The sequence below is a fragment of the Nostoc sp. genome (assembly GCF_036919575.1).
GTDB lineage: Bacteria > Cyanobacteriota > Cyanobacteriia > Cyanobacteriales > Nostocaceae > Nostoc.
Map to the genome: position 1 here is coordinate 1 of NZ_JBALBY010000067.1, position 22,673 is coordinate 22,673.

Here is a 22,673-nt window from a genome sequence, read left to right on the forward strand (position 1 = left end):
CAACTTCCACCTTCAGAAGGTCAACTTCCACCTTCAGAAGGTCAACTTCCACCTTCAGAAGGTCAACTTCCACCTTCAGAAGGTCAACTTCCACCTTCAGAAGGTCAACTTCCACCCTCAGAAGGTCAACTTCCACCTTCAGAAGGTCAACTTCCACCCTCAGAAGGTCAATTTCCAAGTTTTAACTCTTTCTCCCTCCTGCCCCATTCCCCCTACTTTTTACCAGGGAACCACGCCATTTTCATCAAAAAACCCTCCGCTAGAACCATCATCAGGTAGAGTAGCAAGCCTCACTGCTGCGATCGCTCCCTGCTCAACAGTACGGTATCCTTGGTGTTGATTAAGGTCAGTTGCTGTGAAACCAGGATCAGCAGCATTGACTTTAATCGAGGTATCTTTAAGTTCAGCGGCCAACAGAACTGTGATCGCATTCACTGCTGTCTTTGATGAGTTATAAGCAAGAGACTTAGCATTAGCGAACTCATAATTTGGGTCAGAGTTTTGAGTCAGAGAACCTAAACCACTTGATAAATTTACTATTCGCCCTGCTGTTGACTTCTTTAAGAGTGGCAACAGCGTTTTTATAACTGCAAACACTCCAAATACATTTGTTTCATAAGTGTGTCGCAGTGTTTCAATATCAACTTGACTGGGTGGAAGGCGATCGCCATCACTTGCTATCCCAGCATTGTTCACAAGGATGTCAAGTTTTCCGAATTCGCTCTCAATTTGTTTACTCGCAGAATCAATTGTTTTTTGGTCGATGACATCAAGCTGAATTGTTCGGGCATCGATCTGATTTGAACGAAGTTTATTTGCAGCTTCTTCACCACGTCCTATATCTCTTGCACCCACAAAAACAGTAGCACCTCTAGAACCTAATTGGCGTGCAATCTCATACCCGATACCTTTGTTTGCACCTGTGATCAGCACAACTTTGCCTTTTAAATCTTCTGACATATTACTTCTCTATTTTGATAAACACGTAACTTCTGTTACTATCTTTAACTAAGTCTAGTGTATAAGAAGTATGTATCAACACAACATTCAGGATTTAGTAATCCTACATAAGTAGTGATTTGCTGTCGTGTTTTCACCAGTAGTCATTCACACTTCAGATAGCGGTTGAGAAAATGTTTGCAGCGTACACTAACAATTGACTCAAAAATTCTTAGAGAAGGTAGATATGCAAACCAAACAGCTTGGCAATTCGGAGCTTCACATTACCCCAATCGGCTTTGGAGCCTGGGCGATCGGTGGAGGTGAGTGGGCTTTTGGTTGGGGAACGCAGGATGACCAGGAATCGATCGCAGCAATTAATCGCGCTCTCGACCTCGGCGTTAATTGGATTGACACCGCAGCTGTTTATGGTCTGGGGCGTTCTGAGGAGGTGGTTGCTAAGGCGCTTAAAGGTCGGACTAATCGCCCCTACATTTTCACTAAATGCTCGCTGATCTGGGATGAAAAGCGCAAAATTGGTAACAGCATCAAGGCGGATTCTGTGCGCGGGGAAGTTGAAGCTAGTCTGCGCCGACTTGATATTGAAACCATCGATCTCTACCAAATTCACTGGCCCAACCCTGACTCAGAAATTGAAGAAGGCTGGACGACTCTTAGCAAATTAAAGGATGAGGGCAAGGTTCGCTATATTGGGGTTTCAAACTTCAATGTAGAACAGTTGAAACGTGTCCAAAAGATTGCACCAGTTACCTCATTGCAACCGCCTTATTCTCTGGTTAAGCCGGATGTTGAAAAGGAGATTCTACCTTTTTGCAAGGAAAATAACATCGGTGTAATTGTTTATTCACCGATGCAATCTGGCTTGCTTACAGGAGCGATTACACCTGAGCGGGTTGCTAATTTCCCAGATGATGATTGGCGCAAAAACAATAGTGAATTTCAGGAGCCACGTCTATCTCGTAACCTGAAGCTGGTGGAGGTGTTGCAGGATATTGGTAAACAACACGATCGCTCGCCGGGTGAAGTGGCGATCGCTTGGACTTTAAACAATCCGGCGGTGACGGCGGCGATCGTTGGCGGACGCAATCCCAAGCAGGTGGAAGGAATCATCGGCGCTGGAGAATTTCGCCTCAATCAGCAGGAGCTAGATCAGATAGGCGCTTTCCTGCGCGAGAATCCTTGAAGAAGAATTCAGAATTCAGAATTCAGAATCCAGACACTCGCGGACTCGCTAAGGCTTCGCTATCGGCCAGTCCTACAGAATTCATTGAAAGCGGCGGGAAACTCCATCCCCAGGTGTCTGTAGAGGGATAGCCGCCCCGCCGCTTTAGTCATTTGTCATTAGTCATTGGTACTAATAGACATCTCCGAAAAAGATTTAGAAACCTTAAATTCACACGCAGACCTAACCCCCCTACCCCCCTTCCCTACAAGGGAATGGGGAATTAAAGCCTCTCTCCGCTTCGGGGAGAGGTTTGGAGAGGGGTCATGCATTCATTTCTGGAGATGTCTAATGACTAAAAACTCCACCCACAAGGGGATGGAGTTTTTTATTCTGAATTCTGACTCCTGACTCCTGAATTCTTTCTCATGGGATGACGTAAACTTTCAATGGTAGCGATCGCGTGTTTCGCCACAATATCAATTTCCTCTTGGGTATTAAACCGTCCAATACCAAACCGCACTGAGGCATAAGCTAGCTGTTCTGAATGTCCCAGTGCTGTGAGAACATGCGACGGTGCAGTGGTAGCCGACGAGCAAGCAGAACCAGAAGAAACCGCCATTACTGGCTGCAATCCTAGCAAAAGTGCGGCTCCATCCACTCCCTCAACACTGATATTCAAGTTTCCCGCCAATCGCTGTTGAGGGTGTCCGTTGAGATGAATTCCTTCAATTTGCTTCATCTGTTCCCACAAGCTTTGCCTTAACTGGGTAAGGCGTTGGGTTTCTGTTGCTTGTTCAGCCAAAGCGATTTCTACAGCTTTCCCCAAGCCGACAATTTGCGGTGTATACAATGTACCAGAGCGCATCCCCCGTTCATGTCCGCCGCCGTGCTGCTGAGGAGCCAGTTGCACTCTGGGGTTGCGCCTGCGGACGTACAGCGCCCCAATGCCTTTGGGGCCATATACTTTGTGTGCGGTTAGCGACATCAAATCTATTTTCATCGCTTGCACATCCAAGGGAATTTTACCAATAGCTTGGGCGGCGTCGGTGTGGAAAATGATATTGCGATCGCCTCCGGCGGGGCCTAGCCCATCGCGGCAAATTTCCCCAATTTCTGCCAAAGGCTGCAACACACCAATTTCGTTATTTGCAGCCATCACCGATACCAAAATCGTCTCAGGACGGAAAGCTTTTTTTAACTCAATTAAATCAATCAATCCATCTTTTTGCACAGGGAGAATAGTAATTTCAAAACCGAGACTTTTTAAATAATTACAAGGATCAATAACTGCACTATGTTCAGTGGCAACAGTAATAATATGCTGACCTTTTTTAAAATAAGCTTCGGCAACACCTTTAATAGCTAAATTATTCGCTTCTGTTGCACCACTCGTAAAAACAATTTCTTCTGGTGTAGCATTGATTGCTGCGGCTAAAATCTCTCGCGTTTGCTTAACAGCAGCTTCTGCTTCCCAACCGTAAACATGACTAATACTTGATGGGTTGCCAAAGTGTTCTGTGAAGTAGGGGAGCATTGCTGCTAATACCCGATCATCTACGGCTGTAGTAGCGTGACAATCAAGGTATATAGGACGAATAGACATAATTATTAACTCAAAACTTGACTCAAATTTTTTAATACACTTAGAACCTGATACAGTTCACTTTCTCGTTTCAAAAGTGTAAATTGGTCAGACATAGCATACTTTGGCTGATTTTCTTTGGTAAGTTTCAGGAAAATAAAATCACTACCATTTGTTACTAATCCAAAAGTAGGTTTGTCTTGATTAGGATTAGCCAACATATAAACAAGTGCTTGAGGTATGGCTTCTAAAAGAGAAAAGCTAGACCTTTTAGATTCAATTACTAACAACCAGAATTGTTCTTGAATAACTAAAATATCAATTCTACCTCTAATAATTTCTCCTTCATCTTCCGCAGAAATTTGTATTGATTGTTCGCCTCTCATATAAAAAGGCTCATCATAAAATCCAGCTAAGTTTAGTAAAGGAGATAAAACTACTAATTTCACCGTTTCTTCGGACAAAGGAGGATATTTAACTAAACGGAGAAAATGAAGTTTTATTTTGTCTAAATTTGGCTTTTCTAAATCTGTAATCTCCGGTAAATTCTCAAACCATTCTGTAAAGAATGCCTCATCTTCAGCTAGCTGTAGATTAAATCTTTCTTCCAAATAAGCCAGCCCGACATTTTGTGCTTGGATAAATTGAACCATAATTCATTTAAAAGATGCAATATAACTATTATGACACTGTTCCAGTATTAAATTAGATTCCTTACTTTAATTATCCCGGTGCTAGTTTATAGAGCAAATTCACCAGACTTTAAGATATCCTAATCGAGTCTATATCGGATTAACTTTTGAATCTACTCCCCAAACAAAGCCTGTTTGTGCTGGGCATAACTCCAATAATTCTTCTGCTGAGTAGATTTTATAATTTGAGTCGTAAACAATACAAGACCATTGTTTAGCAAACTTACAGGCAAACTCCAGCGCTAGTTGCTCACTTCCTAGAGTTTTGCTGACATCAAGTAGAATGTGAGTCTGAGGTTTAGCTGTAAGTTTTTGGGTTATTAGTTTCATTTCATCACCATTAAAATTTTCTAATTCACTGTTATCTAAAACCATCCAAACATGAGTATTCTCTCTAGAAATACGCCCATCATATACATTATCTGGATGCAGTAAGATTCCTAAATCTTTTAAAAAACTCAAAAATTCTGATCGTTGAATCTTAGCACTAGAAATTAGAGAAATAGGTTCTGGCATCGCTTATGCTCCTAGTATAAATAGTAACTCTAATAATTCATCTTGAGTGCGAACTATATAACTTCCAGTAGCGATGATATCTTGAGCCGGAGTTATTTTGTAATTAGGTGCGTAGAGAATAACTGGCTTGTTCAAGGGATTCAAGTCAGGGTTTGATATCAATTTTTGAATTTGCTTTAACTTACGAGCAGTTTGGGTTGTTACTTCAATGATAGCGTTGCTGGTTTCCACATCAATTTCGCCAATTTCACCATTTAGACCCACTGCTTTGTTGAAACCGACTAAATCAAACCCTGCCTGGATAATAGTATTAGCTACTTTACCTTCCAGAACTTTTTGAGGATTGATTGAGTTCAGCGCATTAATAATTGCTTGCTCAAATAGGCTGCTCACATCCTGCTTTTTTACTATAAATATGATTTACGTAGTATTCCTGTAACTATACCCGCATCCAGTCGCGTTACGTGGGTGCTAATTCCCGTAATTTAGTTAAAACTGCCTGAGCATGACCTTTGGTTTTCACATTAGGCCAAGTATAGGCAATAATTTTATCAGGTGAAATTAGAAAGGTTGAGCGAGCAACACCCATATATTCTTTGCCCATAAATTTTTTCAATTGCCAAGCGCCGTAAGCTTCTGTCAAAATATGTTCTGGGTCACTCAAAAGGGTGATTGACAAATTATGTTTGCTGATAAATTTACAATGGGACTTACCCGAATCTGGACTTACGCCTAAGATTTTCGCTCCCAGTGCGCTGAAGTCTTGATACAACTCGGTGAAATCTTTCGCTTCGGTGGTACAGCCCGGTGTGTCATCTTTGGGGTAGAAGTAGAGGACAATCCACTGACTGCTGAGATCGTCGAGAGTGACTGAATTGCCATTTTGGTCAGGAGTGGAAAAATCTGGTGCTGGTTGTCCAACTTGGGGAATGTTGCTCATGATGGGGGTGTGAGAGATTGTGTAGGCGTAGCCCGTCGTAGACATCGCTTTAGAATTGTACATATATAGGACTAATATTTGATTTTTGAAAAAGCTCCGTACATCTTATAAGGGACTGACAAGAAATAAATTATCCATCTTGCGGGGTGGGCAGGAAAGCCCGCCCTGAATATAGGACGGGTGAGGACACCCATCCCACAAGAAAATTTGGGATGTTTTTTTATTTGTCAGTCCCTAAGAGTGGGTAGATTTTTTTTTCAGCCTGTTATTAAACCGAGTCAAACGCCAAGAATTATCTGGATTTTTCCCCTACTACCCGATGTTCAGCAATTTCGCCATAGCCAACCGTTGGAGTTTCCCGGTAGCCCCACGAGGTAGTTGATCTAAAATGTGAACTTGCTTAGGAACTTTGAAGTCTGCCAGCATGGTTGAACAGTAAGCTAAAAGTTCTTTTTCGCCAACTTCTGCCTTGAGGACAACAGCAGCGTGGATATCTTCTCCTAAAGATTTATGGGGGACGGCAAAGGCCAAAGCTTCGGCGACGGCGGGATGGCGCAGCAAAACATCATCCACTTCTAAGGGAGAAATTTTTTCCCCACCCCGGTTAATCAATTCTTTAATGCGTCCAGTCAAGCGGAGGTAGCCGTCTGCATCCAGTGTGCCCTGATCCCCTGTACGGAACCAACCGTTCACAAAAGCTGTGGCGTTAGCTTGGGGGTTGTTTTCGTAGCCATCTATGACATTGGGTGCTTTTACCACCACCTCGCCCAAGCTTAAGAGAGGTAATAGGTTGCCTTCGGAGTCCATAATCCCAACTTCCACACCGAAGCCATAACCTACAGTTCCTGGTTTCCGAACTTTTGGCGGTAGGGGGTTGGTGGTCATTAAGTGAGATGCTTCAGTCATGCTGTAAGATTCCACCACGGGAGCATTAAGAGTTGCCTCTAGCTGTTCAATGATAATCGGGGGCAAGGAAGCGCTACTAGAGCGAATGAAACGAAACCGGTTAGCTTTGACAATTTCTGTGTTGCGGCTAGCGCGTGCCAAAATTGTCTGGTGCATGGTTGGCGCTGCGGAATACCAGGTGGGTTTGTAGGTATCTACCAGTTTCCAAAACTCCAGGGCATTAAAACCATTGGGACAAACTAGTGTGCCGCCCGATGCCAGAGTTGCCAGCAAACAGGCCACCAATCCGTGAATGTGGAACAGGGGCATTAAGCAAAGTGTAGTGTCATCTGCTGTGAGTGAGTAAGCGCCAATGATGTTGCCGGCTGAGGCGATTAAGTTGCGATGACGAATCGGCACACGCTTGGGACGACTGGTGGTGCCGCTAGTGTGGAGAATCATCGCCAAATCATCGGCGTTGGGGGCGGCGGAATTCGAGGATTCTGCTGGTTCTGAGCCTGTTTTGACTAATTCAAAGCTTAATGTACCGTCAGTGTTTACTTTGGCATTAATCAGCATCATGTCGGCTGTGACGGCGGCAATGGCTGCTTCTGGGCTATCAGACAAGGTAATCAGTGCTTTTGCTTGGGTATCTTCGTAGTAGAAGGCAAATTCTTCTTGCTTGTATTTGGGATTTAAGGGTGCAGCAGTGCCACACAGGGTAGTAGCCAAAAAGGTAATAGCCATTGGTGAACCGTTAGTCATGGCAATGGCAATGCGTTCTCCCGGTTTCAATCCCAAGCTGTTGAGTTGAGATACCAGTCCAACAACATTCTCGCGCAATTGCTTATAAGTTAGCGATCGCCCCCCAGGTGTAACTAGGGCTAGATGATTGTCTTCCCCTGCTAAAAGCTCAAATAAGTTCATTAAAAACCTCCAGATTAATAAAATTAGGCATTGGTTATTAATTAATTCTTCTCCCTCATCCCCCACTCCCCACTCCCCACTCCCCACTTCCTTTCATAAGTAAGTTGACGGCAAAAAACTAAAGCTAAAATTAAGTCAATAGTGTGTTTATCGCTACTGGAAATCAGAAAAATCTTTTTCAGCAACTAAACCCCATCGATAAAATATGGATCGTCGGAATTTTCTAAAGTATGTCACTTTAGCAGGATCTAGTTTTGCTTTAACTAGTTGTGTTCAAGGCAAAAATTCCAAATCGCAGGGTGAGGTGTCTCCTTCAGCATCACCTGTGGCGGTAAATGAACCTCTGAAGGTGGGATTTGTTTATGTGGGACCTGTGGGTGATTTTGGCTGGACTTATGCCCATGATTTAGGCCGCAGAGACATGGAAGCCAATCTTCAAGATAAGGTAAAAACTACCTTTGTCGAAAATGTCAACGAAGGTGCTGACGCCCAAAGGGTGATTCGCCAACTCGCATTAGATGGTAATAAGTTGATTTTTACAACTTCCTTTGGCTACATGAACCCAACAATTAAAGTTGCCAAGGACTTTGGTGATGTTGTCTTTGAACACTGTACAGGATACAAACGTGCTGCCAATGTCGGCACTTATTTGGGACGTTTTGAAGAACCGCGTTACTTAACCGGCATGATTGCTGGCAAGATGACAAAATCAAATGTAGTTGGTTTTATTGGCGCATACCCAATTCCAGAAGTAATTCGCGGAATCAGTGCATTCACTCAAGGAGTGCGGCTAACAAATCCCCAAGCAAAAGTTAAGGTACTTTGGGTACAAAGTTGGTACGATGCAGCTAAAGAAAGAGAAGCGGCTCAAACTTTGGTCAATTTAGGTGCGGATATACTAACGCAGCATACCGACTCTGGTGCTGTGGTTCAATTGGCTGAGGAAAAAGGCATTTATGCTTTTGGCTACAACAGTGATATGAGTAAGTTTGGTCAAAAAGCCCACCTGACATCAGCTATTAACAAATGGGGCAAATTCTATACAGATACAGCCTTGGCTGTAATGAGTAATACTTGGAAGTCTCAAGAGGTTTGGGATGGCATTGGTCAAGGAATGGTGGATATTTCCCCGATGAATCAGGCGATTCCGGCTGATGTGCAAGAACTGGTGAATGCGAAGCGTGATGAGTTTATTCAGGGTACTGCACATCCTTTTGATGGCCCGGTGAAAGACCAAAAAGGGGCGGTGCGAGTGCCAACGGGTAAGGTGTTGGATGATCGGGGACAACTGGCGATGGATTGGTATGTTGAGGGAATTGACTCTTCAATTCCCAAAGGTAAATCATAGTAAATATGGATTGTGATTGCGCCAACGTTAGCGACGCCGGAGCGTGATTACAAATTACGAATTCCGCGCAGAGGTAGTATTATGTCAAAATAAAAATACCCGATACATCAAGGTGAGCGATCGCTCCCAAAGCTAGATTAAAGGATTGACCTGAGCAATGGCAGACCAAACCAATCACAATCAAGCGGGAGAAGTAGCTCCCAGCACTGTTGACAAGCAAGCTCCCAGTGTGGCCGAAGAACATGCTCCTAGTACAGACTCACCCGAAGCCACAGACATTCCTACTGCCAACGCGCCAGATCCGAAAGCCGCAAACCCCGAAGATAATCCCAATGCTGCTAAACCAGCTGCTGTACCACCCAAGCGAGAAAAACCCGCAGCCGCAGCTAAACCCGCAACAGGAGAAAAACCAGAGGCCGCGACAGAAGAAAAACCCGCCGCCGCTAAAGCCGCCAAAAAGGAAAAAGCCCCAGCTGTTGAAGATAAGCCATTTGTAGACTTCATCGAGCAAGACTACTTACCAGCTTTACAAAAAGCGATCGCTCAAAAAGGTGTGCAAGATTTACAGGTGTCTTTTGCCAAGCAGAAAGTGCCAATTACTGGCTTTGAATCCGCCGAAGAATGCTGGCAAATTATCGGCAGTTGGTCAGAAATCGGTCTGCGTCAGTTTAACCTGTATTTCCCCGAAGAAGATATTCAAGGGAAAAAGGGATTTTCCTGTAATGAAGGCAAAAAACCTAGCACTCTTGAGTCATTCTTAATTGATGAGCGCAGAATTACCCTCGATTTGTTGGTATTTGGCTTAGTTCAGCGCTTAGACGGTCAAAAGTGGTTAGGTAGAAATTAGTCATTAGTCATTGGTCATTAGTCATTGGTCATTGGTCATTGGTTTTTAACAATGGACAAAGGACAAATGACTAATAACTAATAACAATTAAAGTTCGTGGAAATAGTAGGTAACGGCTCCACTATTGGGGTCGTTATCTATTTTCACATAACCTGATTTATACATCTCCTTGAGAGTAGCTTCTACTTCAGCAAAGCTGGCTCCCGTGAACTTTACCCCTTGAGTGACAGTTAAAACACCACCCTTGCTTTCCGCCGCTTCGATCAGTTTAATCATGAGTTCGTTAGCAGTTGGCCGGTGGAGTTGAGAAGCAACCACTGCTTGATTCAACGGCACACCAAAGGGAGATACGCCCGCTTTTAATCTCAGGTTGTGTTCGTATTCGTCAACCATATTGGGGATGAAGAACAAATCCACGATCTGCCCTATACCAAACACACCACCGGTCAACAGCCACAACAAACCAGTCCCGATCTTGCCATTGTAGAAACGGTGCAACCCTCCTACCCCAAAAAATCCGACTGCACACAAGATGTAAGAAATAAGAAGTCGGTCTTTCTGCTGCTGATTGTTTTCAAGATTCATCTTATTTTCAACTCTTTGGATTTACTCTTGTTGTCTAAGATATTTTTTCCATACTGTTTTGTTTGATATCAGCATGGATAGCGAGAGTAATTAGAAGTTTTAAGTAATCGTGCCAGTCATGGATTGTTAATTTCAAGATGATCAACTGATGATCAGACCGCTTTATATATTGTAGCAACAACTACAGAAAATCACTGAGATACTAGTACAGCATGGCGTAAATCCAGCTATCATCTCAATTAACCAGATAAGTTGCTCTAAGAGGGTGTTTGAAAAGTCATGATTGATGGATCAAATATTTACCCCACCCTAACCCTCCCCTTATAAAGGGGAGGGAACCGGATTTTCTTGTTTCCCGCCAATATATCGGGGAGGGAACCAGATTTTCTTGTTTCCCCCCTTTATAAGGGGGGATTAAGGGGGGTAATAATTCGATTAAAATCACAACATACCACTTTTCAAACATCCTCTAAGCTGCTTATTAAAAGTAGGTAAACTTCTACTGTATTTCACTTAAGCGAGAATCGCTATGAATGCAAATTGTTGTCAGAGGGCGGAGGGAAAATTTTGACTGGTTTTAGCCAAATCAATCATTTTAAAGATTAACTGCAACAGCTTCTGATTCTATAGTCTTACTTTGATTTTCTATATGATAGGTAACTACTGCTTTGACTCGATCATGTCCTGTATAACCGCTTTTGTTAGTCAATTCCACAACAATCTCAGAATTTTCTAGAGGTTTTAACTCAATTTCTTTGTACTGAAACTGAAAATTTTGTAATTTACCATCTAAAAGATTGCGGATTTCAACTTGAGAAATTTTTATAGTGACACTGTTAGTTTGAGGATTTTCCAAGCGGATAAAGACAGAAGCAAAACCAATATTCCGTTGTGGATTATGAGGAATACCCAAAGGCGGTAAATTTTCTTGTCTAGCAATCAGGGTTACTTTTTTAATCAAACTATTGTTATTTGTCATAGCTGTTCTATATTTAGATGCAGAATGAGTTTGACTTTGAGCATGAGTGGAAGGAATAGCACAAGCGTTAGTTGACCCCGCTACAACCAGTAAAGTAATAAAAGTTATCAAAGATATTTTCATCATAATTACTAGAAAATGGTCTTGATGAAAATCCGGTAAGAATGAAGCTAGTGGTCTGTAAAACCCATTTTGACGGTTGGAGAGACGCGATAAATCGCCGTCTCAACATAAAATTTATTCGTCAATTATTTATTGACAGACTACTAGTTATCCCCACCGAAAATTAGAGGAAATATCATCCCTGAATCAGAGTTAAGTGTTTGACCAGGCAAAATATGTGTTGAGATTGAGCAATTGATTCCATGTTAAGTCAGCGTCGTTATGTCCCCAAGGATTTCTGACTCTAAATGTTCCATTTGCTGCATTGTAACTAGTAACGCTATAGGAATGATCATTAACTACGCCGTAATTTGCACCATTAACAAACGCAGCAGTTAATACTTTGTTGGAACTGACTAAATCAATTAGCTGAGTTTTAGTCATGTTATTAACTTGTTGGCTAGTGGCATCCAAGCCAGTTACTTGACGAGTTACATAATCCATCCAGCCACCCTCAATAGAAGGGTAAGCATTCGTGGTAGAACCAGGACGACTCCAACCTAACTCACCCAATTGAGCATAGGCTTTTTCTGCCAAGGCTACCCATAATTCATTCTTAGAATTATTGTTGGAACTACCTGGGCTAGCGTAGACTAACTGTCCATTATTAGTGGGTAAATATCGATCAACTGTGACATAGTTGGCTACACCATTATTAAAGAAACGAGTAGTGAAGGTATTATCACCATTGTCTATAAACATATTCTTGATGTCGTTAGGCTTTTTCTGAGCTATGGAAGATAGGGTAGCCAGATAATAACAATCTCCCAAAGCACCTTGCTTAATATCATTTGCACTAATACCATTTTGGAATAAAGACCCACTGATTGCTTGATATGGGGTATTGTCGAATGCTGTGGGGCGATCGCTTCCTAAGAACCACTTGCCAATCAATTTTTCCATTTGTGCAGCACTACTACCAGCATAAAGGTTTCCTAGTGTCGTCTTACTTGTGCTACCTCCCGTCCACCACTGGTTCGCTGTATTCCCATTCACTACATCGTTTGAGAGAACATGAACATAATCTAGCATGGTAAAGCGGCTGGAATTACTAACAATGGTGCGAAGATCAACTAATTCAGTAGCACTAATTACGCTTTTATCTTCAGCATCACGGAACAGAGAAATCATATCATTTCTACTTAAATTCCCGTCTGCTGCCAGAGAGCGAGTTAAACCAATCAATCCTGGGTCTTTCAGGTTTTGACTATACCAGTCATTATTAGTCCCTTGTACTGTAATAGGTTTAGCAAAAACATTATTGATTTCATTGCTTTCAGGTACGTAAGCATAACCATCGGCTTGAGAAACCAGATTGTTATTACCAGCAGGAGCGCCATTAGCAATGGTGACTGCAACTGATTTAGAATTAACACCACCAGCATCAATGTTGGTAACGTAATTAGAGTTCAAAAACAGATTATCACGAAGAAGAGCGGCATCTTTGGAGAGATAGAACTTGCTGTGGCTAGAATCTGCACTAGCATTATCTTGGTTCTGGACTTTTGCTTCAAGTTCGACGGTGCTACCAACTGTTGCGGTAGAGAGATTTGGAAATATTAAGTCTGTTTTACCACCAACAGAAGAAAGTATACTGACTGAATCAATATTCCTACCGTAAATATCTTGGATGCTATTGATGTCATTTTGGTTTACTGAGGAAGTTCCTAAACCTGAATAATGAGAGCTATTGTGATTTACATCCAACCCATAGCTATTCTCGGTGCTAGATGAATTGATATTTGGATTCTTTCCGAGAACACTATCTGTATTGATGAGATTATTTTCGTTAGATAACATAGATGACTCCATTCAAAGTTAGGTATTTTGGCAAAACGAATCTGACAGCCTTTGCAATTTCAAAGGTTGAAAATCAAATATTGGAATTTAAACATTTTTGAGGGGTAAAAAAGACTCAAACCCATGCAGGGCAAGGGAAATACATCAAAGGCTCAAAGATAGCCCAAACCCAATCAATAAACCAAGCAAAACGATGTCAAAGCCTATCTATATATAGATTTGAGGCTTTTTTCTGGGTGTTTTTTGTCTAAGTCTCGATATTTGTGACTCGGAAAAATTAAGCCGCTGAATACTGATGTCTATAGATTACACAAGCTATCGAGAAAATGCTGTAAAGCTTGTATATTGCTTTACATTATCTTCACAAAATACTTAAGTAATAAGTAGTTAAAATAATACATGACGATCAATCAAGCTCTGTGTCAGTTAAAGAAACTTTCATAGGTATATAAACCTCAAAGCTTTCGGAATGTGGGTTAAACAATACTTATGTACTATAAAATAGCGATGCCTGCGGCGAGCGAAGCGATCGCATCGTGCCAGTTACGTAAGCGCTGTCTCCGGTTTTAGATTCGGCAAACATTGAATCATTGTTGCAACTCTTAATGTTTTGCTTACTAGTTTGTAACCCAGACCTTGGTAGACTAAGCTTTATAGAAAATATGCCGAAAACCCTTGAGGAACAGCAACGTAGTTGCGTATTCCGTACTTCAGGCTGCGTCTTGAAGGCTAATTGAGTCCTTCAGGACTCAGCCATGTTAAAGTAGCCAAATCAGTACAAGATTTAAAAACCTACCCCCGGACTGGGGGGAAGTCTACGCCCGAAAAACCTTGAGGAGATATCACTACGCCCTACTGGGCAAACGTGGTGAGCCTGGGAACCTGTGTAAACAGGATATTAAGACTGCGAGGTCTTAAGAATCTCCACACCTTTAGGTCGGAGAGTGTCAAACAAATGGATATTGTCGGCTGTTGCGCCTTGCCAGAGCATTACCCTTGGCTTTTTGGTGTACTCAAGATAAAGACGAAAGAGCAATCAAGACATGGTAGATTCCCTTAAAAAACCAGGCTTTGAAGAAATCCGGCCAGGGATTAAAGTCCCGGCAAAAGAAACCCTGTTAACACCTCGGTTTTACACTACCGATTTTGATGAAATGGCGCGGATGGATATCTCCGTCAACGAAGATGAGTTAAAAGCCATTCTCGAAGAGTTCCGCACTGACTATAACCGCCATCACTTTGTTCGGGATGCCGAATTTGAACAATCCTGGGATCATATTGATGGGGAAACTCGCCGGTTGTTCGTTGAGTTTCTAGAACGTTCGTGTACGGCAGAGTTTTCTGGCTTTTTGCTGTATAAAGAACTTGGTCGTCGCTTGAAAGGCAAAAGCCCCGTCTTGGCAGAGTGCTTTAACCTGATGTCACGGGATGAAGCGCGTCACGCTGGCTTTTTAAACAAAGCTATGTCGGACTTTAATCTGTCCCTAGATTTAGGGTTTTTGACTAAGAGCCGCAATTATACCTTCTTTAAGCCAAAATTCATCTTCTACGCCACCTATCTTTCAGAGAAAATTGGTTATTGGCGTTATATCACTATTTATCGCCATTTAGAAGCACATCCCGAAGACCGGATTTATCCAATCTTCCGATTCTTTGAAAACTGGTGTCAAGATGAAAACCGTCACGGCGATTTCTTTGATGCGATCATGAAATCTCAGCCGCAAATATTGAATGATTGGAAAGCACGGCTGTGGAGTCGGTTCTTCCTATTATCTGTGTTTGCGACAATGTATCTTAATGACATCCAACGGAAGGATTTTTATGCCACCCTGGGACTGGATGCGCGAGAATACGACATCCATGTTATTCAGAAGACTAACGAAAACGCCGGTAGGGTGTTCCCGCTGATGTTGGATGTGGAGAATCCAGAGTTTTATCAGCGTTTGGATACTTGTATAAGCAATAATGAGAAACTGAGTGCGATCGCTAACTCCAACACTCCCAAATTCCTGCAATTGTTCCAAAAACTGCCGCTTTACATCTCCAATGGCTGGCAGTTATTGCGGTTGTACCTGATGAAACCGATTGATACTGTTTCTGCTCAAGGGGCAGTTCGTTAAGTTATAACAAGTTTGCGAAAGCTTTAGTGGCTCTGCAATTAGCAGAGCCACTTTTTTTGTCAAATGTAAAGATACCAGTGATTGCAAGCTGATATAGTAGATTGAATTTGAAAGTGTTAGTGCGATCGCCTTCCTGATCGGGAGCATCTCAATGAGTGTAAAAAGCCTTATAAAACCTCACCCCAACCCTCTCCTTGGTAAGGAGAGGGGGCAAGAATCTAAACTTCCGTATTGAGCAGCTTGAAAGAATTCCGGCAATTCTCCAATTGTTTTTGTTACATAGCTAGGACTTACGCAAAACTGCACGCTGTAGGGGCAATTCATGAATTTACCTAAGAAGAAAATTACTCTTTTCGGCTATTGTTTGCGTAAGTCCTGATAGCGATCGTTGTCATGAATGCGCGATCTACCGAAATGAGAAAACAATATGCTTTTTTGCTTGCTGAATCTACCGAAATGAGAAAGCAATCAAGCATTTTAAGAAAGCAACATGCCTTTTTGCTTGCTGAATCTACTGAAATAAGTGCGCGACATACCCAAACGAGAAAGCAATTAAGCTTTATCGTAAAAATAAAATCTAATGGAAAAACAGCAACTTATAAAACTGCTAATTGGTGATTCATGGAAAAGCAGATGATATTATTCCCTTTGCTCATGGACAAAAGTTGTTCAATGCTGCAATATCCCTAAAACTTTATTTGTGGGTTGAAAAGGCAAATCATAATTTTGTGAGGCTACGCCAAACCCTTTTAACTTCTTTCTTTCTTTCTTTCTTTCTTTCTTTCTTTCTTTCTTTCTTTGTGTCCTTTGCGTCCTTTGCGGTTCGTTTTTCTTTCTTGTACTTAAATATGGTTTAGCGCATCTTCATACAGAATTGGTATAATACCGTTTCACTTTAATAATGATACAAATACGTTGGTAGGGGCACAGCAATGCTCATACGTGTCAAATTAAGCTAAAAGGGCGGTTAGAAACCGCGTCTACACGAGACTTTACCCACCTCCGTGGGTTAGAAGAAGCTTTATTCTCTCTTAGTCCACTAAGGCGGTCACTGAGCTTGTCGAAGTGTGGACTTCGTTTGTGTAGCCGCGTTCGCGTCAGCGTGCCGGAGGCTCTATTCCATTCGCCCTGGCTCTAAGTTGACACGCATGAGCATTGCTGTGCCGCTACGAGAAATCTATATGTATCAGGGTTTGTCTGAAATGGGATAACATAGTTATAAATATTCCCATTTACCTACTTACTCTTAAATTTAGAATTGCTGACTGGGAACGAGGAACTGCAAAATTATCTCAGCTTATGATTGCAGACGCACAGATATACTACCTGCATGGGCAGGTAAACCTTCTGCTTCTGCTAATGTCACGGCGGCTTTGCCTATTGTCTGTAATGCTTGTTGATTGCATTCCAAATAGGTAATCCGCTTGAGAAAGTCGTAGACACTCAAGCCAGAGGCAAATCGGGCAGAACGTGCAGTAGGCAGTACATGGTTGGGGCCTCCTACGTAATCGCCAACTGCTTCTGGGGTATAACGTCCTAGAAATACGCTACCAGCACACTTAATTTGATTGGCAAACAATTTTGGGTTGTCTACGCACAATTCGACATGTTCTGGAGCTAGTTGATTCAACAGTGGTATACTTTCTGTCAAATCGCTGACAATAATCACGGCTGCATAATTTTGCCAACTGGCATTAGCGACTTCTTTGGTGGGCAGGTGAGCGATAATTTGCTCAACCGCCGCTATCACTTGCCCGGCAAAAATTTCCGAATCAGTAATCAAAATTGACTGGGCGCTAGGATCGTGTTCTGCTTGCGACAGCAAATCCCAGGCAATCCAGTCTGGGTTATTATGTTGGTCGGCTACCACCAGAATTTCTGAAGGCCCGGCGATGCTGTCAATGCCAACAGTGCCAAATACTTGACGTTTAGCTTCAGCAACATAAGCATTACCAGGGCCGACAATTTTATCTACAGGGGCAATGCTTTCTGTACCATAGGCTAATGCTGCGATCGCTTGCGCCCCACCAATGCCATAAATTTCCGTGACACCAGCAATTTGGGCAGCTGCGAATACGGCAGAATTAATCTCACCGCCAGGCATCGGTACTGTCATAACGATTCGTTCCACGCCGACAATTTTGGCAGGTAGGGCGTTCATCAGTAAAGAACTAGGATAGCTGGCACGTCCTCCAGGTACATAAATTCCCACTTGAGACAGCGATATCCAATTTAATCCCAGTTTTACCCCGGCTGCATCGGTGTAGCCAATATCTTGCGGTAGTTGTTTTTCATGGAAAGCCATAATCCTCTGGGCAGCAAGTTCCAGCGCCGCCTTGACATCAGCAGGACATTGTGCTGCATGTTCGGCAATAAAGGTTTCGTTCAAATGCAAAGACTGGGGATTGTAGTGATCAAAGCGGCTAGTATAGTCCTTGACTGCGGCATCACCACGCACTTTGACATCAGCTAGAATCTCGCGTACTGTCCCACTAACATCAACTGTAGCTTCTCGGCGATCGCTGACAAGCGTTTTGAATCTACTAGAAAAATCTTTGTCGGTAGTTTGAAGCAGCTGCATAAACAGTATCTTGCAAGCAGTGAATCTCTAAATTAGTTTAACGTGAGTTCGACGGGTTAAAAAAATTATTTGTTACACAGCGATCGTTGTCATGAATGCGCGATCTACCAAAATGAGAAAGCAATCAAGCTTTTGAGAAAGCAACATGCCTTTTTGCTTGCTAAATCTACCAAAATGAGAAAGCAATCAAGCGTTTTGAGAAAGCAATATGCCTTTTTGCTTATTAAAATCGAGTTGATTAGGTATTAAAAGCTTGACAAGCTAAGGAAGAGTGGAAAAATGACCTTCCAAGACAATCAGACTATTGTTGTGCGTAGCTTTGACTTGCTGCGATCGCACCAGTACCTATGCAGATAAAATTATTGAACTCGGTTATTTTATAAAGTCCACGTAGGTGGACTTGGGAGCATCTCAGTGAAAGCAAATATACCAGATAAGAAACAATATTCTTGCTCTCTCTCCTTCCTAAGGAGAGGGTTGGGGTGAGGTTTTGCAAGACTTTTTCCGAAAGTGAGATGCTCCCGGTGGACTTTGTTTATGTAGTATAAATTTTATTCGTCCAATTTTCCTAAATTTCTCACAAATGATTTAGGATTGCTATAGAATATCAAACTAAATCTTAACGACTGACGCTTTTATTCTTAATAAAGCTTTAGCCTAGAAATAAAATCTAATGGAAAAACAGCAACTTATAAAACTGCTAATTGGTGATTTGACTTGGCAACGACTGCTGAAATCTTTAATATTTATCTATATATTTTTTGCTGGATATGTATATTTTCGAGCAGATAGTATGATTTTTCTGTCTCAACCTTCTAGCTATCAAGATAATTCCGAAATTATTAAGTTAAAAAGTGGCAAAAATACAAATATCTCAGCTACATACTTATTGAACAATCAAGCTAAATATACTATTCTTTATTCTCATGGGAATTCCGAAGATTTAGGAGATATCAAAGAGATACTCCAAAAATTACACGCCTGGGGTTTTAGTGTCTTTGCTTATGATTATCGGGGTTATGGTACTAGTCAAGGAAAGCCGACAGAAAAGGGAGCATATGAAGATATCAATAGCGCTTACAATTATTTCACCCAAAATTTAAAAATACCACCTGAAAGAATTATACTTTTGGGGCGTTCGGTTGGCGGTGGTTCTGCGGTAAATTTAGCAATGCGGAAACCAGTCGCTGGTTTAATTATTGAAAGTTCGTTTATTTCCGCTTTTCAAGTAATAGTACCTTTTCGGATTTTACCTTTTGATAAGTTTCCCAATCTGGACAATATTAAAAAAGTAAAATGTCCGATATTGGTAATTCATGGAAAAGCAGATGATATCATTCCTTTTGCTCATGGACAAAAGTTGTTCAATGCTGCAATATCCCCAAAACTTTATTTGTGGGTTGAAAAGGCAAATCATAATGATTTATTTTGGGTAGCTGAAGAAAAGTATCAGAAAACTTTGCAAGAGTTTACTAACCTTGTAAAGGCAAATCAGCAATTATCCCATCAATCTAATTAAAGGTAAAATACGAACTCTGGTTCGTAGTGAGTACTTTAGTACTCAGGGTAAGGATTTTCAGCACTAAGAGGATATTTGAAAAGTCCTCTTATCGGTAGCAAAAAGTTCTAGATCCCCCTAAATTCCCCTTTTTAAGGGGGACTTTGATTCCGGTTCCCCCCTTTTTAAGGGGGGTTAGGGGGGATCAATAAGTCCCTAAAATCACAGCCAACCACTTTTAAAACATCCTCTAAAGAACTTACTACAAAGTGTTGTTTATTTATTTAGTTTGAAAGATATTTTGTACCATTTTTTTGTCTGCATTCGCCGCCGCCCGATCCAACTCTGCAATCTCACTGGCGTCTAATTGCCAACCCAATGCACCAATATTCTCCCTCGCCTGTTCCACGCTCTTTGCTCCAGGGATGGGAATGGTTCCTTTACAGATGCACCAATTAATTGCTACCTGTGACATAGTTTTGTTTCTAGACTGTGCCACCTCTTGCAAACATGCCAAAAGCGATGCCTGCGGCTGGCTACGCCTACGCATTCCTGGTAATATCTGCCTAAATAGCAGACCTCGGATACCTTTAGGCAGACGTCCTTGCTCAGAGTATTTTCCTGTCAGTAGTCCCAAAGCCAGAGGGCTGTAGGCAATCAATTTAATTCCCAACTCATCACAAAGGTCTTTGAGCTTTAGTTGGGTGACAGGATATGTAGACAACAAAGAGTATTGAACTTGCAGAGTTGTAATAGGAACTCCTCGTTCAGCAAACTTTTTCTGCACTTGCTTAAGGCGTTTAGGCCCATAATTGGATAGTCCCACTCCCTTGACCAGTCCTTGCTCATACACATCGGCAAGACCATCTAACAGCCCTTCTTCTTGCCAAGGAGCATAATTCGCTGTAGACCAGTGCATCTGTACCAAATCTACGTTTCTTCCCAGGCGTTGGGCAGATGTCTTGCAAGCCCTTACCATTGATTGACGTGTCCATCTCCACGGGTAAGCAGCAAGCTTAGTAGCAATACAAATATTTTCTTTGCCTGAACCTAGATATTCTCGGTTGAATCGTCCCAGAAGTAACTCACTCCGACCATTCAATCTCCCAGTTCCGTAAGAATCACCTGTATAAAATAAAGTCACATCGTTGCTTACACAAAGGTTAAAGACGGCTTGCAACTAGGCAAACAAAGCCCAAGCACATATATTTTTAGTCGGTTGCTAAAAGAGCGATTAGCACCAACCATTAAAATATTGTCGGATTTGCAAGGAGCCAAGCTTTTTGAGTCCATGCGTTATTAAAGAACCCAACCTCTGGCGTTTTTAATTCAAATGAATGAGGTGGTGATTGTAGCAATAAAGGCGAACCTTTATCATGAGCCTCAACTAAGTTAACTATCCAGGGAAGAAAGTCTAAGATTTCTTTTGGTAGTACAGTTAACTCAAAGTCCCAGAGCAAATTAAGACCTCGGCATACTTGTCCTTTTCTTAACATTGTGACTCTACCAGCACTTTTGTTAATAGCCAGTCGAAGAATGAACGGGCGGAATGGGACAAATTCATCAGGTGCTGTATAAGCGTATATATTTACATAATTTAGCCTTTGCCTATGATCCATCCAAGATGCGATCGGTGAATTACTACTATAAGATGTACCAGTTATGATCACCGGCATATTCATTGCAGCAGCAAACTTAGAGTAGAACTGATGCCTTAGTTCGCTAACAATATGTTTAACTTCTGGGTTCATGGTTGCTACACCTGTTACAAAAACGATACCTACGGTAAGCTATGCTAACGCATGGCTTTATAAGAGACAGTTATAATCAATTGCGGAAACTTCTCTTGCGCTGTTTGTGCTTGGCAATTGCTTTAGGTTTGCACTTTTGCAGGGGCGTTTCAAAGTGACGGGATTTTCTGATATCTGGAAAAACAAAAAAAGGCAGACTCCTTCTCTGCCCTTAAGACCTTAGAGTTAAAATAATTCGTAATTCGTAATTCGTAATTAAGTTTTGTGTAGGGGTGAAATCCCTACACAAAACGTGGTACCTGGAGAGGCAGGGGAATTAAACTGAACATACTTTGTTAAATTCTTGGTTTTAGACTTTAATCGTGGCGAGAGGAGTTTCCTCGTCTACCACCAGAGGAACTTCCGCCTATCTTCGGCTTTGCTTTATTAACTTTTAAGCTTCGACCCATCCACTCAGCATTATTAAGGGCCTCAATTGCTGCTGTTTCTTCAGCATTTGATTCCATTTCTACAAAGCCGAAACCCCTCATCCGATCTGTTTCTCGGTCGATAGGCAATTGAACATTTTTTACAGTTCCGTATTCTGCAAAGACTTGCCGGAGGTCATCTTCTTTAACCTCATAAGATAGATTACCAACGTAAATTGACATAGAATGTCTCCAGAATCAGGGTGTGTAGAGATTTACATCGGGAGAGGTCTGTAATACAAGTATATATAAAAACAAACTATACAGCCGAATTTAATCTTTCATGCCTACTTTAACATAAAATTAGAAGTTATATTTATCAGCAATACTATACTTATCTGTTGATCTAAATACTCAAACAGTTGGCAAAACTCGTTGAAAATCAACTTACAAGCGATCGCCTGAAATTTCAAGTCACTAAAAAATTCCATCACTGAATATTTTATCTTCAGATAGTATTAGTAATTTTTAAATTTTATCGAAACAGAATAAAAGCATCAGTCGTCAGAATTCAGATTGAAGAAGAATTCAGAAGTCAGAATTCAGGAGTCAGAATCAATCAGTCGGGGATTCAGACCCACGACTGATTGAAGACCACCAAATTGAAAATTTGGTGGGGGTCTTAAACCCGATTATTCATCCGACAGTCGCACAGAATTCATTCTGAATTCTGACTCCTGACTCCTGAATTCTGTTTGATAAATTTTGTAGGAATGGTGGTCTTCACTACGTGACGCAAGCGCGAACAATTAGTGGGGGGTTTAAATACCCCACGGAGAGCGAGTCCGCGAACGTCTTGATTCTGACTCCTGAATTCTTCTTCAATCACTCAAAATTTTGAGACAATGTAATTAAATAAAACCAGTGC

19 protein-coding genes and 2 pseudogenes are annotated in these 22,673 nt (G+C 41.8%); 6 read left to right on the forward strand and 15 right to left on the reverse strand.

Annotation, left to right across the window (positions count from 1 at the left end):
* Positions 1-219 precede the first annotated feature (219 nt).
* Complete coding sequence (locus V7K27_RS17785; protein WP_334949418.1) at positions 220-960, reverse strand: SDR family oxidoreductase; 741 nt, start codon at positions 958-960, stop codon at positions 220-222.
* A gap of 226 nt (positions 961-1,186) precedes the next feature.
* On the opposite strand from V7K27_RS17785, the gene V7K27_RS17790 reads away from it, so the two are divergent.
* The gene (locus V7K27_RS17790; RefSeq protein WP_334949419.1) at positions 1,187-2,143 is read left to right on the forward strand and encodes an aldo/keto reductase; all 957 of its coding nucleotides are present in this window, start codon (positions 1,187-1,189) and stop codon (positions 2,141-2,143) included.
* Positions 2,144-2,510: 367 nt separating this feature from the next.
* Here V7K27_RS17790 and V7K27_RS17795 read toward each other — a convergent pair whose 3' ends face one another.
* The 6 genes from V7K27_RS17795 to V7K27_RS17820 form a co-directional block, all read right to left on the reverse strand.
* A complete protein-coding gene (locus V7K27_RS17795; protein WP_334949420.1) occupies positions 2,511-3,728 on the reverse strand; it encodes a cysteine desulfurase family protein in 1,218 nt (405 codons plus the stop codon).
* Between the two features lie 5 nt (positions 3,729-3,733).
* Positions 3,734-4,360: a type I restriction endonuclease gene (locus V7K27_RS17800; RefSeq protein ID WP_334949421.1), complete on the reverse strand. Its 627-nt coding sequence runs from the start codon at positions 4,358-4,360 to the stop codon at positions 3,734-3,736.
* A gap of 129 nt (positions 4,361-4,489) precedes the next feature.
* Complete coding sequence (locus tag V7K27_RS17805) at positions 4,490-4,915, reverse strand: hypothetical protein (RefSeq protein ID WP_334949422.1); 426 nt, start codon at positions 4,913-4,915, stop codon at positions 4,490-4,492.
* 3 nt (positions 4,916-4,918) lie between these two features.
* Entirely contained in the window at positions 4,919-5,308 is a 390-nt protein-coding gene (locus V7K27_RS17810; protein ID WP_334949423.1) for a hypothetical protein, read from the reverse strand.
* Between the two features lie 67 nt (positions 5,309-5,375).
* A complete protein-coding gene (gene bcp, locus V7K27_RS17815) occupies positions 5,376-5,855 on the reverse strand; it encodes a thioredoxin-dependent thiol peroxidase (protein ID WP_334949522.1) in 480 nt (159 codons plus the stop codon).
* Positions 5,856-6,167: 312 nt separating this feature from the next.
* Positions 6,168-7,667 (reverse strand): acyl--CoA ligase, encoded by a 1,500-nt coding sequence (locus tag V7K27_RS17820; protein WP_334949424.1) that lies wholly within the window; start codon positions 7,665-7,667, stop codon positions 6,168-6,170.
* Positions 7,668-7,872: 205 nt separating this feature from the next.
* Between V7K27_RS17820 and V7K27_RS17825 the strand changes: the two genes are divergently transcribed.
* Positions 7,873-9,015 (forward strand): BMP family ABC transporter substrate-binding protein, encoded by a 1,143-nt coding sequence (locus V7K27_RS17825; protein WP_334949425.1) that lies wholly within the window; start codon positions 7,873-7,875, stop codon positions 9,013-9,015.
* Between the two features lie 157 nt (positions 9,016-9,172).
* Positions 9,173-9,862, forward strand: coding sequence for a DUF2996 domain-containing protein (locus V7K27_RS17830; protein WP_334949426.1), 690 nt, complete (start codon positions 9,173-9,175; stop codon positions 9,860-9,862).
* Positions 9,863-9,949: 87 nt separating this feature from the next.
* Here the strand turns inward: V7K27_RS17830 and V7K27_RS17835 are convergent, their stop codons facing one another.
* The 3 genes from V7K27_RS17835 to V7K27_RS17845 form a co-directional block, all read right to left on the reverse strand.
* Positions 9,950-10,447 carry a TM2 domain-containing protein gene (locus V7K27_RS17835; RefSeq protein ID WP_334949427.1) on the reverse strand — a complete coding sequence of 166 codons (498 nt, stop codon included), beginning with the start codon at positions 10,445-10,447 and terminating at the stop codon, positions 9,950-9,952.
* Positions 10,448-11,042: 595 nt separating this feature from the next.
* Positions 11,043-11,552, reverse strand: a complete 510-nt coding sequence (locus tag V7K27_RS17840) for a hypothetical protein (protein ID WP_334949428.1) — start codon at positions 11,550-11,552, stop codon at positions 11,043-11,045.
* 189 nt (positions 11,553-11,741) lie between these two features.
* Positions 11,742-13,388, reverse strand: coding sequence for a C2 family cysteine protease (locus tag V7K27_RS17845; RefSeq protein WP_334949429.1), 1,647 nt, complete (start codon positions 13,386-13,388; stop codon positions 11,742-11,744).
* A 1,043-nt stretch (positions 13,389-14,431) separates the two neighbouring features.
* On the opposite strand from V7K27_RS17845, the gene acsF reads away from it, so the two are divergent.
* Both acsF and V7K27_RS17855 read left to right on the forward strand, forming a co-directional pair.
* Complete coding sequence (gene acsF / locus V7K27_RS17850; RefSeq protein ID WP_334949430.1) at positions 14,432-15,508, forward strand: magnesium-protoporphyrin IX monomethyl ester (oxidative) cyclase; 1,077 nt, start codon at positions 14,432-14,434, stop codon at positions 15,506-15,508.
* 393 nt (positions 15,509-15,901) lie between these two features.
* The gene (locus V7K27_RS17855) at positions 15,902-16,126 is read left to right on the forward strand and encodes a hypothetical protein (RefSeq protein WP_334949431.1); all 225 of its coding nucleotides are present in this window, start codon (positions 15,902-15,904) and stop codon (positions 16,124-16,126) included.
* Positions 16,127-16,805: 679 nt separating this feature from the next.
* Here the strand turns inward: V7K27_RS17855 and hisD are convergent.
* Positions 16,806-18,089, reverse strand: coding sequence for a histidinol dehydrogenase (gene hisD, locus V7K27_RS17860; protein WP_334949432.1), 1,284 nt, complete (start codon positions 18,087-18,089; stop codon positions 16,806-16,808).
* 673 nt (positions 18,090-18,762) lie between these two features.
* Between hisD and V7K27_RS17865 the strand changes: the two genes are divergently transcribed.
* Entirely contained in the window at positions 18,763-19,608 is an 846-nt protein-coding gene (locus V7K27_RS17865) for an alpha/beta hydrolase (protein WP_334949433.1), read from the forward strand.
* A 259-nt stretch (positions 19,609-19,867) separates the two neighbouring features.
* Here V7K27_RS17865 and V7K27_RS17870 read toward each other — a convergent pair.
* From V7K27_RS17870 to V7K27_RS17885, 4 genes and pseudogenes are all read right to left on the reverse strand, one after another.
* A pseudogene (locus V7K27_RS17870) lies at positions 19,868-20,767 on the reverse strand (aldo/keto reductase); the annotation flags it as partial.
* Between the two features lie 67 nt (positions 20,768-20,834).
* Positions 20,835-21,338 (reverse strand): hypothetical protein, encoded by a 504-nt coding sequence (locus V7K27_RS17875; RefSeq protein ID WP_334949434.1) that lies wholly within the window; start codon positions 21,336-21,338, stop codon positions 20,835-20,837.
* Positions 21,339-21,414: 76 nt separating this feature from the next.
* Positions 21,415-21,522: pseudogene (locus tag V7K27_RS17880) on the reverse strand (30S ribosomal protein S21); the annotation flags it as partial.
* 172 nt (positions 21,523-21,694) lie between these two features.
* Positions 21,695-21,988, reverse strand: a complete 294-nt coding sequence (locus V7K27_RS17885; protein ID WP_334949435.1) for an RNA recognition motif domain-containing protein — start codon at positions 21,986-21,988, stop codon at positions 21,695-21,697.
* Between the last annotated feature and the right edge of the window lie 685 nt (positions 21,989-22,673).